Genomic DNA, 15,081 nt, shown 5'->3' with positions numbered 1-15,081 from the left:
GACGCGATGTAACTGTAGCTGCAGCACAACGCGCGAAACCGTCTTTCAAGTCGCCGAAAGCTACGGTAGCCTATTCGTATGGACTTACACACAAAATACCCCGCGATTTCAGACCTCAAGACACGCGCGCGCAAACGTATTCCGCATTTTGTATGGGAATATTTGGACAGCGCCACCGGGGTCGAGGCGACCAAACTACGCAACCGCACGGCGCTTAATCAGGTGTTGCTTAAACCGTCGATTTTGCACGGCGAATTTGACCCGGACCTAAGTACTGATTTTTTGGGGCGCAGCTATCCGTTGCCGATTGGTATTGCCCCCGTGGGCATGTCTGGGCTGGTGTGGCCGGGCGCGGAACAGATGCTTGCGCGCACCGCCGCTGCCGCGCAGATCCCCTACACGCTATCGACTGTGGCCAGCCAACTGCCCGAAGACGTCGGACCCCATGCCGGTGATCAAGGTTGGTTTCAGCTGTACCCCCCGCGCGATCCTGAAATTCGCAAAGACATCCTTAATCGCGCAAAAGCATCGGGTTTTCATACGCTTGTGCTTACAGTTGACGTGCCTGTTGCCTCGCGTCGCGAACGGCAAACCCGTGGCGGCATGACCAATCCGCCCAAGCTGACACCACGGCTTGCATGGCAGGCGGCGCAATGTCCTGCCTGGCTGAACGGCATCCGCAAAACGGGCATGCCCCGGCTGCGGTTGATGGAAAGTTATTCAAATATCAAAACCGCCCTGCCCTCGACCCAGCATATTGGCTATCTTCTGCGCACTTCGCCTGATTGGGACTATTTGACCTGGTTGCGCGATCATTGGGACGGGGATTTGATCGTCAAAGGTGTCACAAACCCAGATGACGCAGCAAGGCTTTCGGACGAAGGTGTTGATGCGCTCTGGGTCAGCAACCATGCTGGGCGCCAGTTTGATGGTTGCGCTGCGACCATTGATCTGCTGCCCGGCATTCGCGCGGCGACCACCCTGCCGTTGATCTTTGATAGCGGTGTTGAAGGCGGGCTGGATGTGCTGCGCGCCATCGCCTTGGGCGCTGATTTCGTCATGCTTGGACGTGCGTTTCACTACGGTTTGGCTGCGCTTGGCGAAGCGGGTGCCGCCCATGTATTGGACATCTTGCGTCAAGACATGATCAGCAACATGGGCCAAATTGGTGCGCGCAGCCTTGCCGAAGTACGCCAGACCGCGCTATAGGCTGCGGCGATTGCGCACATGCGGGCTGGACAATTCTGCACCAGCATCCGACAATGCTGCAACTGCGAAGGGAAGAGAAATGGTCGAGTTTAACAAGATTTTAATTGCAAACCGCGGTGAAATCGCGATCCGTATCATGCGGGCTGCAAATGAAATGGGCAAAAAGACCGTCGCGGTCTATGCCGAAGAAGATAAACTTGGTCTCCACCGTTTCAAGGCCGATGAGGCCTACCGCATCGGCGAAGGCATGGGCCCGGTCGCTGCCTATCTTTCCATCGACGAAATCATCCGCGTCGCCAAAATGGCTGGCGCAGACGCAATCCACCCCGGCTATGGGCTTTTGTCGGAAAACCCCGATTTCGTAGACGCCTGCACCAATAACGGCATCACATTCATTGGCCCCAAAGCAGCCACGATGCGCCAGCTCGGCGATAAAGCCAGCGCGCGCAATGTCGCAATTGAAGCTGGTGTTCCCGTCATCCCCGCCACCGAAGTGCTGGGCGATGATATGGACAAGATCAAGAAACAAGCCGCAAAGGTCGGTTACCCGCTGATGCTCAAGGCGTCATGGGGCGGCGGTGGTCGCGGAATGCGCCCGATTATGAACGAAGGCGAGCTTGAAGAAAAAGTGCGTGAAGGTCGGCGCGAAGCAGAGGCCGCATTTGGCAACGGCGAAGGTTATCTTGAAAAGATGATCATCAAGGCCCGCCACGTCGAAGTGCAGATCATGGGCGACAGCCACGGTCAAATTTATCACCTGTGGGAACGCGATTGTTCGGTGCAGCGCCGCAACCAAAAAGTGGTCGAACGCGCCCCTGCGCCGTATTTGTCCGGCACGCAGCGCGAACAGCTTTGTAATTTGGGCAAAAAGATCTGTCAGCATGTGAACTACGAATGCGCCGGCACCGTTGAATTCTTGATGGATATGGATAACGGCGAATTCTACTTTATCGAAGTGAATCCACGCGTGCAGGTCGAGCACACCGTCACCGAAGAAGTCACCGGCATCGATATTGTGCGTGCGCAAATCCTTGTCGCTGAAGGCAAATCACTGGTCGAGGCCACAGGTTGCGCGTCGCAATACGACGTCAAATTGGATGGTCACGCATTGCAGTGCCGGGTCACGACCGAAGACCCGCAAAACAACTTTATCCCCGATTACGGCCGTATTCAGATGTACCGTTCGGCGACAGGCCCGGGCATCCGGCTTGACGGCGGGACAGCCTATTCTGGCGCTGTGATCACCCGCTACTATGACAGCCTACTGACCAAAGTGACCGCGCGCGCGCCCACCCCTGAAATGGCGATTGCCCGCATGGACCGTGCCCTTCGCGAATTCCGTATTCGCGGCGTATCCACGAACATTGCGTTTGTTGAAAACCTGCTCAAGCACCCAACTTTCCTCAGCAATGAATACCACACGAAATTCATTGATGAGACGCCGGATCTGTTCAACTTTAGCAAACGGCGTGACCGGGCCACGAAAATTCTGACCTATATCGCGGATATCACCGTGAACGGGCATCCTGAAACGGCCGGGCGCCCACGCCCTGCGGCTGACGTAAAACCGCCGAAGCCCCCCGTAAAACCAACGACAGATGTAACCCCCGGAACACGCAACATCCTTGACGATTTCGGCCCCGAAGCGGTCGCCGATTGGATGCGTGACCAAAAGCAATTGCTGATCACCGACACGACTATGCGTGACGGGCACCAATCCTTGCTGGCGACGCGGATGCGTTCGATTGATATGATCAACGCAGCCCCCGCCTATGCCGCCAATATGAACCAGCTATTCAGTGTTGAATGCTGGGGTGGCGCGACATTTGATGTGGCCTACCGGTTCTTGCAAGAATGCCCTTGGCAGCGTTTGCGCGACATCCGCGCGGTGATGCCGAACATCATGACGCAAATGCTTTTACGCGCGTCTAACGGTGTCGGGTACACGAATTACCCTGACAACGTGGTGCAAAGCTTTGTCGCCCAAGCCGCCACATCCGGTGTCGATGTGTTCCGCGTCTTTGACAGCCTGAACTGGGTTGAAAACATGCGCGTCGCGATGGACGCCGTCGGCAAGGCCGGCAAAGTGATCGAAGGCACAATTTGCTACACAGGCGATGTGCGTGACCCGGACCGTGCGAAATACGACCTGAAATACTATGTTGGCATGGCCCGCGAACTCGAAGCGGCTGGCGCACATGTTCTTGGCTTAAAAGACATGGCGGGGTTGATGAAACCAGCCGCTGCAAAAACCCTGATTGCAGCGCTTAAAGAAGAGGTTGGACTGCCAATCCACTTCCACACGCATGACACATCTGGTGCGTCAATCGCGACGATACTGGCGGCTACGGCTGCGGGCGTTGACTGTGTTGACGCCGCGATGGATTCGTTTTCCGGCAACACATCGCAACCAACTTTGGGTTCAATCGTCGAAGCCTTGCGCGGCGACGCGCGTGACACCGGTCTTGATATCGGCTCCATCCGCGAAATCAGCAACTACTTTGAACAGGTACGCGGACATTACACCGCATTTGAATCAGGTCTTCAGGCCCCGGCCTCAGAGGTATATTTGCACGAAATGCCCGGCGGCCAGTTCACCAACCTCAAGGCACAAGCACGCAGTCTTGGCCTAGAAGAGCGCTGGCACGAGGTCGCACAGACCTATGCTGATGTGAACCAAATGTTTGGTGATATTGTCAAAGTCACCCCATCGTCCAAAGTTGTGGGTGATATGGCCTTGATGATGGTCAGCCAAAACCTGACGCGCGCCCAAGTCGAAGACCCCAACACCGATGTGGTCTTCCCTGACAGCGTCGTTGACATGATGCGCGGCAGCCTTGGTCAGCCGCCCGGTGGCTGGCCAAAAGCGATCCAAGAAAAGGTGCTCAAGGGTGAAACACCCTTCACTGATCGTCCGGGCAAATCGCTACCACCTGTTGATCTTGCCGCGACAAAGGCTGAGCTGCAGGCCACTTTTGAAGATGTAATCATCGACGACGAAGATCTGAACGGCTACCTGATGTATCCAAAGGTCTTTACCGATTACACGACGCGCCACGAAATCTATGGGCCTGTCCGCACCCTACCGACGCGCACATTCTTCTATGGCATGCAGCCCGGCGAAGAAATCGCAGCGGAAATCGATCCTGGCAAGACACTTGAAATTCGGATGCAGGCCGTGTCCGAGATGAGCGAAGACGGCGAAGTCAAAGTGTTCTTTGAACTCAACGGTCAGCCCCGCGCTATCCGCGTGATGAACCGTCTGGCCGCCGCTGATAAGGTCACACGGCCCAAAGCCGAATCAGGCAACGCGAACCACATTGGCGCGCCAATGCCGGGTGTTGTGGCGACTGTTGCTGCCGTTGCAGGCAACGAAGTCAAAGAAGGCGACCTGCTACTGACCATCGAAGCAATGAAGATGGAAACAGGTATCCACGCGGAACGCGACGCGGTGATCAAAGCGGTCAACGTGCAGCCCGGCAGCCAGATCGACGCCAAAGATTTGTTGGTGGAGTTTGAGTAAGCGCAAGCTTGTGCTTGGGCTATCGCTTGGGGCGGTCATTATGACGGCCCCGGCGGCACACGCGGCCACTGATATCTGCCCTGAGACAGCACAAAGGATCGTAAACCCTGATGCCGTCCGTGATAGTTGGCAAGTTGTCCTGCGCAACGCGTTTTCTGATGATGGCCAAGTGCATACCGGGTTGGAAGCATCAATATTGATTTCAGTTGATCGCGGCGGAGCGGCGCCATGCCTTGCAGACTATTTGGTCAAAAAATTTCAGCTTTCACCCGCAGGTGAAGTCACTGCCGAAATTCAGCCGACAAACCGAGATTATCCCGTGTTTTTCTTTGATCGGGTCACCGTCGAACCGACAATGATCATTGACTGGAACTACACCGCACCGGAAACAGCGCTGCATTTCGGTAACTTTCGGATAAGAGAGACCCCCAGTGTCGCGCAAGCTTTGGGCGTCAAACTTAGCGAAACCTTGCTTCCGCCGGGATGGGAATAAGGGACACCTGACATGGCGCAAAAGCTGGCCTTACTTTCGCTGCTCGTGCCAGACTATGAGCGTGCAATCGCGTTCTACGTCGGAAAAATGGGCTTCGATCTATTGGAAGACACTGACCTAGGCGACGGAAAACGCTGGGTACGGGTCGCGCCAACCGGGGCCGACACGGCGTTCTTGCTTGCACGTGCGGTTGGCGACCAACAAGTTGCGGCCATCGGCAATCAAGGCGGCGGGCGCGTTTGGCTGTTCCTGCAAACCGATGATTTTGATCGTGACCATGCGGCGATGCTGGCCAATTCAGTGCACTTCGAAGAACAACCACGCGACGAACCCTATGGCCGCGTGGCTGTATTTTGTGATCCCTTTGGCAATCGCTGGGATTTGATTCAGTTTAACCCAGAACCTGCGTAATCGCTTTTTTCGTGGCATCAACAACCTTGTCGATCTCGGCCTCTGTAATGCAAAACGGTGGTGCAAACCCGATGATGTCACCTTGCGGCATCGCGCGTGCGATTACGCCCTGCTCTAACATTGCCGCCGCGATTTGCGGACAGATTTTATCAGCCGCATCAAAGCCTTGCTTGCTATGTTGATCCTTGACCAGTTCCACCGCGCAAAGCAGACCTTCGCCGCGCACCTCGCCTAGATTGGCATGGCCTGATAATGCGTCTTGCATGGCGCTGTTCAAATAGGCCCCCATGCGGCCCGCATTTGTAACCAAATCCAAATCATCAAGCAGCTTGAGATTCGCAACCCCAGCGGCCGCGCAAATCGGATGCGCCGAATAGGTCCAACCGTGACCAATCGGACCGTTTTCATCGGTGCCTTGTTCCAGCACTTTCCACATTTTGTCAGACACAATCGACCCCGACAGCGGCGCGTAGGCTGATGTCAGTCCCTTAGCGATGGTGATCAAATCAGGCTTTAGCCCATAATGATCAGAGCCGAACATCGTGCCTAAACGGCCAAAGCCTGTCACGACTTCGTCCGCGACCAGCAAGATGTCATATTTGTCCAACACCGCCTGAATAGCTGCCCAATAGCCTGCGGGCGGCGGTACGATCCCACCGGTGCCCAAGACGGGTTCCCCGATAAAGGCGGCAATCGTATCTGCACCTTCACGCAAAATTTGCGCCTCAAGCTGCGCGGCACAATGGGCTGAAAACTGTTCTTCGGACATGCTTTGATCTTCGCGGCGAAAGTAATAAGGCGCATCCGTGTGGATCACCTGCGCCAGCGGCAAATCGAACTTTTTGTGAAACAGCTCTAACCCCGTCAAAGAGCCAGTCATCAGGCCAGAACCATGATAACCACGCCAGCGCGAAATGATCTTCTTTTTCTCAGGCCGCCCAAGGATGTTGTTGTAATACCAGATTAATTTGATGTTGGTTTCATTCGCATCAGACCCGGATTGGCCAAAATAAACCTTCGACATATGATCCGGCGCGCGGTCCATGATCATTTTGGACAGCGTGATAGACGCCTCGGTACCGTGGCCAACATAGGAATGATAATAGGCCAATTCTTGCGCTTGTTTGGCAATCGCATCGGCGATTTCGGGATGCCCATAGCCCACATTCACACAGTAAAGCCCGGCGAATGCATCCAACAGCTGATTGCCGTCACGGTCTTGGATATGCACACCCTTCGCCCCGGTGATGACACGCGTAGGCGTTTCACCACGTGCATGCATGGCCAAATGGGTCGAAGGATGAAAGAAATTCTCGCGGTCCCACTGCTCGAGCGGATCGTTCTTTAACATTGGTCTTCCTTTGTGAGGTCAGTCGTTGTTTCAATGGCCAGCACCGCGATGCAATCGCCGGGCAATACCAGTCCGGGGTGGTGGCGCGCGGTCAGGATGCCATCCATCTGTGCCTTGATCGTGCGTGGTGGATGCCCGGTATAATGCGCGGGCCAAATATGCGCGATGTCATCGTGCTTGGACACCGTTTCGCCAAGCGTCGCGTTAAATTCGATCAGCCCGCCCGTATCCGCAAAATGAAAGCAGTCATCGCTGGGCTGCGTAAGAATACGCGATGGTGAAAGATCCATGTCGCCTTGCAAAATACCTGCGTGGATCAGCACGTTACGGATCCCTTTCCGCGCGATGCCAACCGTTTCAGGGGTCGCAGTCCCTCCGCCGCCCAATTCTGTGGTCACAAATGTTTTGCCCAGTGTTTCGGCCGCGTCGTCATACATACCCAACCCGTCAATCTCGCGCATTTCAACGCTAAACGGCGCGTTAAACGCATCGCGCGCAGCACGGCAGCGGGCCATTTGTTCGGCATCGTCCAAGATATGTGACGCTGCAAAAGGCAAGAAGTTCAGCGTCTTGCCGCCCGAATGGAAATCCAACACAATATCCGCCATCGGTAACAGCGTGCGTTGGAAATAATCCGCGATCTTGGCCGTTGGTGTGCCATCGGGCGCACCCGGAAATGCGCGATTGAGGTTCACATCGTCAACGGGCGACACGCGTGTCCCTGCCAAAAATGCGGGGTGATTCATGAAGGGGACAATGATCACCGTCCCCGTCACGTCTTCGGCACGTAACGTTTGCGCCAAGCCCAACAAGGCAATCGGCCCTTCGTATTCATCACCGTGATTGCCGCCCGTCAAAAGCGCGCAGGGTCCGGCACCGTTTTTAATCACGCTCACCGGGATTTGGATAGAGCCCCACGCGCTTTCATTGCGGCTATAAGGCAGACGAAGAAACCCGTGTTGGACACCATCAGCGTCAAGATCGACGGTCGGGGTAATTGGATTGTCGCGCATAAATTACCCTTTGACCACAAGTTCGCTTGGCGTCGCACACAGGCATTCTGCCCCGCCAGCCGTGATTAAAATCGATTCTGTGGTTTCCAAACCGCCATCATCGAGCCAAAGCGCAGGCATAAAATGAAAGGTCATCCCGGCTTCAAGAACCGTTTTATCGCCAGCACGGAACGACATCGTGCGCTCTCCCCAATCTGGGGGATAAGACAAGCCGATTGCATAGCCGCAGCGGCTGTCTTTTTCATAGCCAAGCTTTTTGAGGCGGCTGTTAAACGCATTTGCCACATCCTCGCACAATGCGCCCGGACGCGCCGCCTCAAGCCCGACAGCGGTAGCCTCTTGCACGGCGGCTTGGGCATCTAAATATTTCTGCGGCACTTTGCCCAAGAATAGCGTCCGCGACTGCGGGCAATGGTAGCGACGGTAGGTGCCTGAAATCTCAAAAAACGTGCTTTCGCCTGTTTTCAAAGGGCTGTTATCCCACGTCAGATGCGGGGCGGTCGCATCCGCGCCTGATGGGGCCATTGGCACAATCGCCGGATAATCGCCCCAATAGTCATCCACACCGGTGATGGCAGTGTGGTAAATATCTGCGATCAAATCATTTTTACGCATCCCCGGCTCAGCCTTCTCCCGGATCACCGCGTGCATCTTTTCGACAATTCGCGCCGCCGCGCGCATATAGCTGAGCTCAGTTTCTGATTTCACAGCGCGTTGCCAGTTCACCAGCGCAGTCGCATCGACCAAACCCCCCTGCCCCAATCCCGCGTGCAGCGCGTGATAAGCAGCCGCTGTGAAATAGTAATTGTCCATTTCGACACCGATCCGGCCGCCAGACAGGCCGCGCGCAACCATCACCTGCGCAAGCGCAGACATCGGATGTTTGTCAGGGTTTTGCACATATGTATCGTCGTATCCGATGATATCATCGGCCTTAAGGTAGGTTGTGCGCAGGGCCCCTGCCGCATCCATTGCGCGCCCCCACCAAATCGGATCGCCCTCAAGCAGCAGTAGAACACCTTGATGCACATAAAACGACCAACCATCATACCCAGTCAGCCACGCCATGTTGGATGGATCCGTCACAAATAGCGCGTCCATCCCACGCGCTGCCATTTCGCAACGCACCTTGTGCAATCGTGTGGCATATTCATCCGCACCAAAGGGCAAAGTATTCATAGAAATCTCCAGATTCGATACGCAATTTTAGCTTTATGACCTGCATTTTTTCTGCAATTTTTAGATAAGGACGCAGAATTCGCGCATCATTTTGAAATTGATTAAGAAATACGCCATGATTGACGCCATCGATAAAAAAATTCTGCATCATGTGCAGCGTGATAACCAACTCACCAGCGCAGAGTTGTCAGAGCGGGTTGGCCTCTCGCCCACGTCGGTGCAGCGGCGTTTGAACCGGATGCGCGACCAAAAAGTAATCGAAAACGATATTGCGGTTGTCTCGACCGCCGCGACAGGACGCCCGCTGACAATGCTCGTCTCGGTCGAACTTGAGCGTGAGCGTTCTGATATCATTGACCGTTTCAAAAAATCCGTACGCGCGTGCGCCACCGTGCAAAGCGCATACTACGTCACCGGCGAAACCGACTTTGTTTTGATCGTAACCGCGAAAGATATGGAAGACTACGAATCCTTCACCCGCGATTTTCTTTACAACAACACGGACATTAAGGGCTTTAAGACCACTGTTGTCATGGACAGGATCAAAGCTTCGTTTGAACTGCCGCTTGATTAACCAAGCGACGCCGCGCCAATTCGTCAAAAATTCGACGCGCATTGCCTTTTTCCCTTGCGCCTTGGTGAATTGCTTTATAGATCACGCCCACGAACGGAGTGCGGGCGTAGCTCAGGGGTAGAGCATAACCTTGCCAAGGTTAGGGTCGAGAGTTCGAATCTCTTCGCCCGCTCCAACAAAACAAGGCCTCTCGGCGACGAGGGGCCTTGTTTGTTATTACCCCCTGCCCCTTTACGCATTCTGTAAAACTTTTCTGCATTCAACCCTTGCGCCGCGCGTAAACTGTTTGTAAATCACTGCTCACTAACGGATGCGGGCGTAGCTCAGGGGTAGAGCATAACCTTGCCAAGGTTAGGGTCGAGAGTTCGAATCTCTTCGCCCGCTCCAGTTAGTCAGACGCAAAAGGCCACCCGATTGGGTGGCCTTTCGTCGTTCTGGAAACTTTGACGCAATGCGCTATTGCAGGCTGGTCGCGACAGCTGGGCCACCTTCACCAATAATGCTGACCTTTGCGATATGTGCTGGCGTACGCTTAAGCGGATAGACGGGACCAAATTTTGGCATATCTTCCAGCATGTTTACGACTTCATCATCGAAATCATCCAAAGCCGGTGCAATGACCGCAACATCGTCAACTTCGTAGTCTGCGACGCGATCAATTGCGGCCGCGGCAATCGGTGGCTCGTTCACATCAAACCCGTCCCAAGTGAGATCCACGGGTGCTTCTTCGGCTGCATCTTGCATTTCATTATGTGCGACACGCGCAGCGATAGCGTCTTTATTGCTGACCGATGCGACGGCCAGTTGTCCAAGCAAAGCTGCGGGCGTGCGCTGCCCAACCAATGCATGCAGGCAAGGAATAAGGTCATAAAGATCATCTGTCTGCGACCCGATCCGCTCCGTCAGTAGAATTGTGCTGATGTAAGGATTGCGTCGTTCACCCGAGAGAGCCAGCGAGTGGGTCAGTTGGCCATTAATGGTTTCATCCATGACCAAGAGATCAATCGTATCAAGCCGTACCAACGCATAGGCAACTTTATGGCTTTCAACACAAAGAACTTGAAATCCTTTTTCGATCAATACACGGGCGGTGGCGACAGCGGCATCAGCGTTGCTGCGTAAGATTAAGGCCTTCATCGGATTCTCCTGATAAATGAATGATTGCACCCACTCTAGGATTCGATTCCTTAAATTTTGCTGAAAACCCGTAAGATTTCTGTCTCAGGCTTGGCCCCTGCCCCAGTTGCCCCTATAGAACATGCACCACCACAAAAGGACGCGCAGCATGCGGACAGCCACAATCACACGCAAAACCGCCGAAACGGATATTTCGGTCACGGTGAATCTTGATGGGACCGGGGTCTATGACAATCAGACCGGCGTTGGCTTTTTTGACCATATGCTGGACCAACTGTCGCGCCATGCTTTGATTGATATGACGATCCGCGCGTCCGGCGATCTGCACATCGATGATCACCACACCGTCGAGGATGTGGGGATCGCGTTGGGCCAAGCGCTCTCGGATGCGTTGGGCGACAAACGCGGCATAAACCGGTATGGCAGCTGCCACCTCGCGATGGATGATGCACAGGTGCGATGCGCGCTTGATCTGTCTGCCCGCCCCTATCTGATCTGTAATCTTGATCTGCCCTTTGGCAAGATTGGCACGTTTGACACCGAACTGGTGCGCGAATTCTTTCAGGCGTTGTCTACGCACGGCGGGATCACCCTGCACATCGACAAACTGCACGGGTTTAACGCCCACCACATCGCCGAGGCAGCGTTCAAAGCCGTCGCCCGCGCCCTGCGCGAAGCCGCGGAAACCGACCCGCGCAAAACCGACGCGATCCCATCGACCAAGGGCGCGCTGTAAAGTTCAAGATACCGCGCGGTTGCGTGCGGTATCGCCCAACAACCACCATTCGGCGATGATCAGGTTGGGCACCCAACAGGCCCAAGCGACCATCGGGTAAAACTCTGCGAAATCGGCACCGGTCGCAAACCCAACCCCAAGGTATAATCGCAGCGTCACAGCCGCGAACGTCAGCGCGCCAGATCTGATCATCCATTGGCGATGGCGCACAATATCGCGCGCGCGGGCTGTCTGATATGCCTGTAGGGTTGCGTAAACCCAGATTACGGCCAACAGCCCAAACCCAAACATCGCGACAGGCCCCGCCTCAGTGCCAATCGCCAACCTAAGCCCGCTGATCCCTCCAATCACGCAGGCGACAACATAGCTGCGCCCCATATAACGGTGCAACTTAGGGCGTGCGCCACGCAGTCGTGCGTTGAATTGAAACGGCATCAGCATAAGTGCCACCACCGCGAACCCAATATGCCCGAACAGCGCGATCGCCCGCGCGTCATAGTGATAAGCAATATGCGGCATACCACTGGCAACACCTGGCCAGAGCAGGCGTGCCGACACGAGCCCCACCGCCAAACAAAAGAACCCGAACAAGCCGACCCCGGCCTTCGTAATGAAATTGGGCATATCACTTCCTATACCAAACTTGACACTGTCAATATCACATAACTTGACAGCGTCAAATTGCAAGTGCAAATAATCCCCATGGACCATTCCCCGACAAAACCACACCACCATGGCGCCTTGCGTGCGGCGCTCATTCAGGCGGGGATCGACATTCTGCAATCCGACGGATTGCAAGGGCTGACCCTGCGCAAATGCGCGGCGCGCGCTGGTGTCTCGCACGCGGCCCCCGCCCATCATTTCGACGGGCTGGTTGGGTTAAAGGGGGCAATCGCACATCATGGCCTTTCGCTGTTTCGCGATGCGATGCTTGCTGCGTCAGCGGGTGCCGCAGATGATCTTGCGCAGCTGAAAGGTATTTGTCGCGGTTATCTTGATTTTGCCGCGGCTCAGCCCGCCCTGTTTCGACTGATGTTTGGCTTTGAAAAACACGAGCACCGCAAAGTATCGGTCGAATTGGATGATGATCTTGCCTACGAAGTTTTGCGTCAGGCTTGCGCCCCTTTTGTACGCGATGACCTGCCCGCGCCAATCCTTGAGGCGCAGGTTTGGTCACTGATCCACGGTTATGCGACGCTGTATCTCTCTGGTAACTTTCTGCGCGAACTGCACGCACTGCCGCAACAACAAGCCTTTGAGCAGGTGATGGCAGCCTTTGACCGGATGGTGACGCGCTAAGTCTTGGCAATACACGTAAAAGCCCCTACTCACGCAGGCAAAGATTGGTACAAAAAGGACCGGCCATGCTGACCGCATTGATAGACTATGACAGCGGCAATCTGCATTCAGCGGAAAAGGCGTTTGAACGCATGGCCCGCGAGGTCGATGGCGGCAAAATCATCGTGACCTCGGATCCTGATGTGGTGGCGCGTGCGGACCGCATCGTGCTGCCCGGCGACGGGGCATTCCCACATTGCCGCGAAGAGCTGTTTGCGCGCTCTGCATTGGCCGAGGCGGTCATCGAAGCAGTCACCGTCAAAGCGCGTCCCTTTCTGGGGATTTGCGTGGGAATGCAGCTCATGGCCAGCACAGGGCACGAATATGAAGAAACCCCCGGCTTTGACTGGATCGCGGGTGACATTCGCAAAATCACGCCGACTGATCCAACACTAAAGGTACCGCATATGGGCTGGAACGATCTGGTGATCGATACCCCGCACCCAGTACTTGACGGGATCGCGACAGGTGATCACGCCTATTTTGTGCATTCCTATGCAATGCAGGTGACAAACCCCGCTGAGCGGCTGGCCCATGTGGATTACGGGGGCGATGTCACTGCGATTATTGGAAAAGACAATGTGATCGGGATGCAATTCCACCCTGAAAAAAGCCAAGAGGCGGGTTTGCGTATGATCGGAAACTTCCTAACCTGGGCGCCATAACCGATTGGAGACAGTGATGCTGACACGCCGCACAATGATCATCGCAACCGCCAGCACATTGGCGGGCTGCGGGCGCCGGAACCGTCGGGACACGGAGCAAACAGCGCGTGACATTCCACTTTACCCGAATGAAACCCCTGAACTGCGCGCCCTGATCAACAAATACGCCGACATCCACGATATTCCGGTCACATTGCTCCACCGTGTGATCGTCCGTGAAAGCACCCATAACCCCGCCGCCCGCAATGGGCCCTATTACGGGCTGATGCAAATCCTGCCGCAAACCGCACGCACGATGGGGCACCAGGGATCACCCGAAAGCCTGCTAGATGCGGAAACCAACTTGATGTACGCAGGCAAATACCTGCGCGGGGCTTGGCTGCTGTCTTACGGCGATGAAGCCACAGCTGTCAGCTGGTACGCGCGCGGCTACTATTACGAAGCGCGCGATCGTGGTATGCTGGTCGAAACGGGCCTGCGGGAAGGCTAAATTCACCGTCATTGCCGCGCAACAGATACGAACGGACAAACAAAAGATGAAATATAATCCGTTTTGGGGCGCAACATACGTTCTTTCTCTATGGGTTGGAATTCTTGCGCTTTTGGCTGTTTGGCGACAAGCACAAGTCATACTTGAATACGGTTTTTGGGGTGCTGGCATCCCATCTACGCAGACTTTCATCGCCGGTTTGTTGCTTTCCGGTCTTGCCGCAGGGCTATTGTGGGCCTTCCACAACCATCGCTACACCACCCTTCCGCTTTTTTGTGTGATGGCGGCAGGTGTTGTGGCGCCCGTTATATTTCATGGTAGTACGCAAGACCTTTTCGTTCTGAAGGGAAGCTATTACGGGGGAGTTCGCTGGATCGCCCCGGGGTGGGTACAGCTGGCTTGGGTGGCACTTGCGGTACTATCCAGCCTCGAACTCATCCACGCACGTATACAAGGTGTTTTTCGTCCAGCCAGCACGGTAGAGAATTCACAATCACCCCGCGAAATCTGGATGACCGCGCTCTATTGGCTGATCACCATCTGGTTCACGATCTTGGCGCTCAATCCGATAAGCGAGTTGGTTTTCGACCTCTTGCACCCGCTGGCAGCCCGAAGGGATGATCCGGTGCGGTTTCTTATGTCTGACATCAGAAACCTCGCGATGCCTGTCGCAATTGCACTCGCACTTTGGCTAAGATCAAATACCGCGTTGTGGCTTGTGGTTATCTCGTTTGTATCGTCCTACAGCTTTGCGCGTATCTTTGACTTAAATTCATATTGGCCCGCGCCAAACACATCCTTCTTTGACCAACCAAAGAACTTTTACCTGTCGCACCCTGTGATCAAGCTGCTTGAAATTGGGCTCGTTTATAGCGTCATGCGCGCCAAAATAATCGGACACCGCGCCTAAATCAGATCACCACAACAGGAACGCTTTAGGTGTTCACTCATATGGGAAAGGC

Annotated in this window: 15 protein-coding genes and 2 tRNA genes; 12 read left to right on the top strand and 5 right to left on the bottom strand. The window is 55.0% G+C overall.

Annotation, left to right across the window (positions count from 1 at the left end; genetic code table 11):
• Positions 1-78 precede the first annotated feature (78 nt).
• The 4 genes from Yoon_RS06030 (at position 79) to Yoon_RS06015 (ending at position 5,636) form a co-directional block, all read left to right on the top strand.
• On the top strand, positions 79-1,209 hold the full coding sequence (locus tag Yoon_RS06030) for an alpha-hydroxy acid oxidase (protein ID WP_238111095.1): 1,131 nt from the start codon (positions 79-81) through the stop codon (positions 1,207-1,209).
• A 79-nt stretch (positions 1,210-1,288) separates the two neighbouring features.
• Positions 1,289-4,732: a pyruvate carboxylase gene (locus Yoon_RS06025; protein ID WP_238111093.1), complete on the top strand. Its 3,444-nt coding sequence runs from the start codon at positions 1,289-1,291 to the stop codon at positions 4,730-4,732.
• Positions 4,725-5,225, top strand: coding sequence for a hypothetical protein (locus Yoon_RS06020; protein ID WP_238111092.1), 501 nt, complete (start codon positions 4,725-4,727; stop codon positions 5,223-5,225). Before Yoon_RS06025 ends, Yoon_RS06020 begins: the two co-directional genes overlap by 8 nt.
• 12 nt (positions 5,226-5,237) lie before the next feature.
• A complete protein-coding gene (locus Yoon_RS06015; RefSeq protein ID WP_238111091.1) occupies positions 5,238-5,636 on the top strand; it encodes a VOC family protein in 399 nt (132 codons plus the stop codon).
• Here Yoon_RS06015 and Yoon_RS06010 read toward each other — a convergent pair.
• From Yoon_RS06010 to doeA, 3 genes are read right to left on the bottom strand one after another with little or no spacing between them, the layout of a single operon-like run.
• Positions 5,617-6,987: an aspartate aminotransferase family protein gene (locus Yoon_RS06010; protein WP_238111090.1), complete on the bottom strand. Its 1,371-nt coding sequence runs from the start codon at positions 6,985-6,987 to the stop codon at positions 5,617-5,619. The genes Yoon_RS06015 and Yoon_RS06010 overlap by 20 nt on opposite strands.
• Positions 6,981-8,000: a N(2)-acetyl-L-2,4-diaminobutanoate deacetylase DoeB gene (gene doeB / locus Yoon_RS06005; RefSeq protein WP_238111089.1), complete on the bottom strand. Its 1,020-nt coding sequence runs from the start codon at positions 7,998-8,000 to the stop codon at positions 6,981-6,983. Before doeB ends, Yoon_RS06010 begins: the two co-directional genes overlap by 7 nt.
• Before the next feature lie 3 nt (positions 8,001-8,003).
• Positions 8,004-9,179 (bottom strand): ectoine hydrolase DoeA, encoded by a 1,176-nt coding sequence (gene doeA, locus Yoon_RS06000; protein ID WP_238111087.1) that lies wholly within the window; start codon positions 9,177-9,179, stop codon positions 8,004-8,006.
• A 115-nt stretch (positions 9,180-9,294) separates the two neighbouring features.
• Between doeA and Yoon_RS05995 the strand changes: the two genes are divergently transcribed.
• The 3 genes from Yoon_RS05995 (at position 9,295) to Yoon_RS05985 (ending at position 10,140) form a co-directional block, all read left to right on the top strand.
• Positions 9,295-9,753: an Lrp/AsnC family transcriptional regulator gene (locus tag Yoon_RS05995; protein WP_238111086.1), complete on the top strand. Its 459-nt coding sequence runs from the start codon at positions 9,295-9,297 to the stop codon at positions 9,751-9,753.
• Positions 9,754-9,853: 100 nt separating this feature from the next.
• A tRNA-Gly gene (locus tag Yoon_RS05990) sits at positions 9,854-9,928 on the top strand.
• Positions 9,929-10,065: 137 nt separating this feature from the next.
• Positions 10,066-10,140: transfer RNA gene (locus tag Yoon_RS05985), tRNA-Gly, on the top strand.
• A 69-nt stretch (positions 10,141-10,209) separates the two neighbouring features.
• On the opposite strand, the gene Yoon_RS05980 is transcribed toward Yoon_RS05985, so the two are convergent.
• Positions 10,210-10,890 (bottom strand): imidazoleglycerol-phosphate dehydratase, encoded by a 681-nt coding sequence (locus Yoon_RS05980; RefSeq protein WP_238111085.1) that lies wholly within the window; start codon positions 10,888-10,890, stop codon positions 10,210-10,212.
• A gap of 148 nt (positions 10,891-11,038) precedes the next feature.
• Here Yoon_RS05980 and hisB point away from each other — a divergent pair, with 148 nt between their 5' ends.
• Positions 11,039-11,626 (top strand): imidazoleglycerol-phosphate dehydratase HisB, encoded by a 588-nt coding sequence (gene hisB, locus Yoon_RS05975; RefSeq protein ID WP_238111083.1) that lies wholly within the window; start codon positions 11,039-11,041, stop codon positions 11,624-11,626.
• 3 nt (positions 11,627-11,629) lie between these two features.
• Here hisB and Yoon_RS05970 read toward each other — a convergent pair whose 3' ends face one another.
• Positions 11,630-12,250, bottom strand: coding sequence for a DUF2306 domain-containing protein (locus tag Yoon_RS05970; RefSeq protein WP_238111082.1), 621 nt, complete (start codon positions 12,248-12,250; stop codon positions 11,630-11,632).
• Positions 12,251-12,328: 78 nt separating this feature from the next.
• On the opposite strand from Yoon_RS05970, the gene Yoon_RS05965 reads away from it, so the two are divergent.
• The 4 genes from Yoon_RS05965 (at position 12,329) to Yoon_RS05950 (ending at position 15,029) form a co-directional block, all read left to right on the top strand.
• A complete protein-coding gene (locus tag Yoon_RS05965) occupies positions 12,329-12,925 on the top strand; it encodes a TetR/AcrR family transcriptional regulator (RefSeq protein ID WP_238111081.1) in 597 nt (198 codons plus the stop codon).
• A 65-nt stretch (positions 12,926-12,990) separates the two neighbouring features.
• A complete protein-coding gene (hisH, locus tag Yoon_RS05960; protein WP_238111080.1) occupies positions 12,991-13,629 on the top strand; it encodes an imidazole glycerol phosphate synthase subunit HisH in 639 nt (212 codons plus the stop codon).
• Positions 13,630-13,645: 16 nt separating this feature from the next.
• Positions 13,646-14,119, top strand: a complete 474-nt coding sequence (locus tag Yoon_RS05955; protein WP_238111077.1) for a lytic transglycosylase domain-containing protein — start codon at positions 13,646-13,648, stop codon at positions 14,117-14,119.
• Positions 14,120-14,165: 46 nt separating this feature from the next.
• The gene (locus Yoon_RS05950) at positions 14,166-15,029 is read left to right on the top strand and encodes a hypothetical protein (RefSeq protein WP_238111076.1); all 864 of its coding nucleotides are present in this window, start codon (positions 14,166-14,168) and stop codon (positions 15,027-15,029) included.
• Positions 15,030-15,081: the final 52 nt, after the last annotated feature.

This window comes from Yoonia sp. I 8.24, from assembly GCF_022096995.1.
In the GTDB taxonomy this organism is placed as follows: Bacteria; Pseudomonadota; Alphaproteobacteria; order Rhodobacterales; family Rhodobacteraceae; genus Yoonia.
This window is presented reverse-complemented; position numbering and strand designations above follow the sequence as displayed.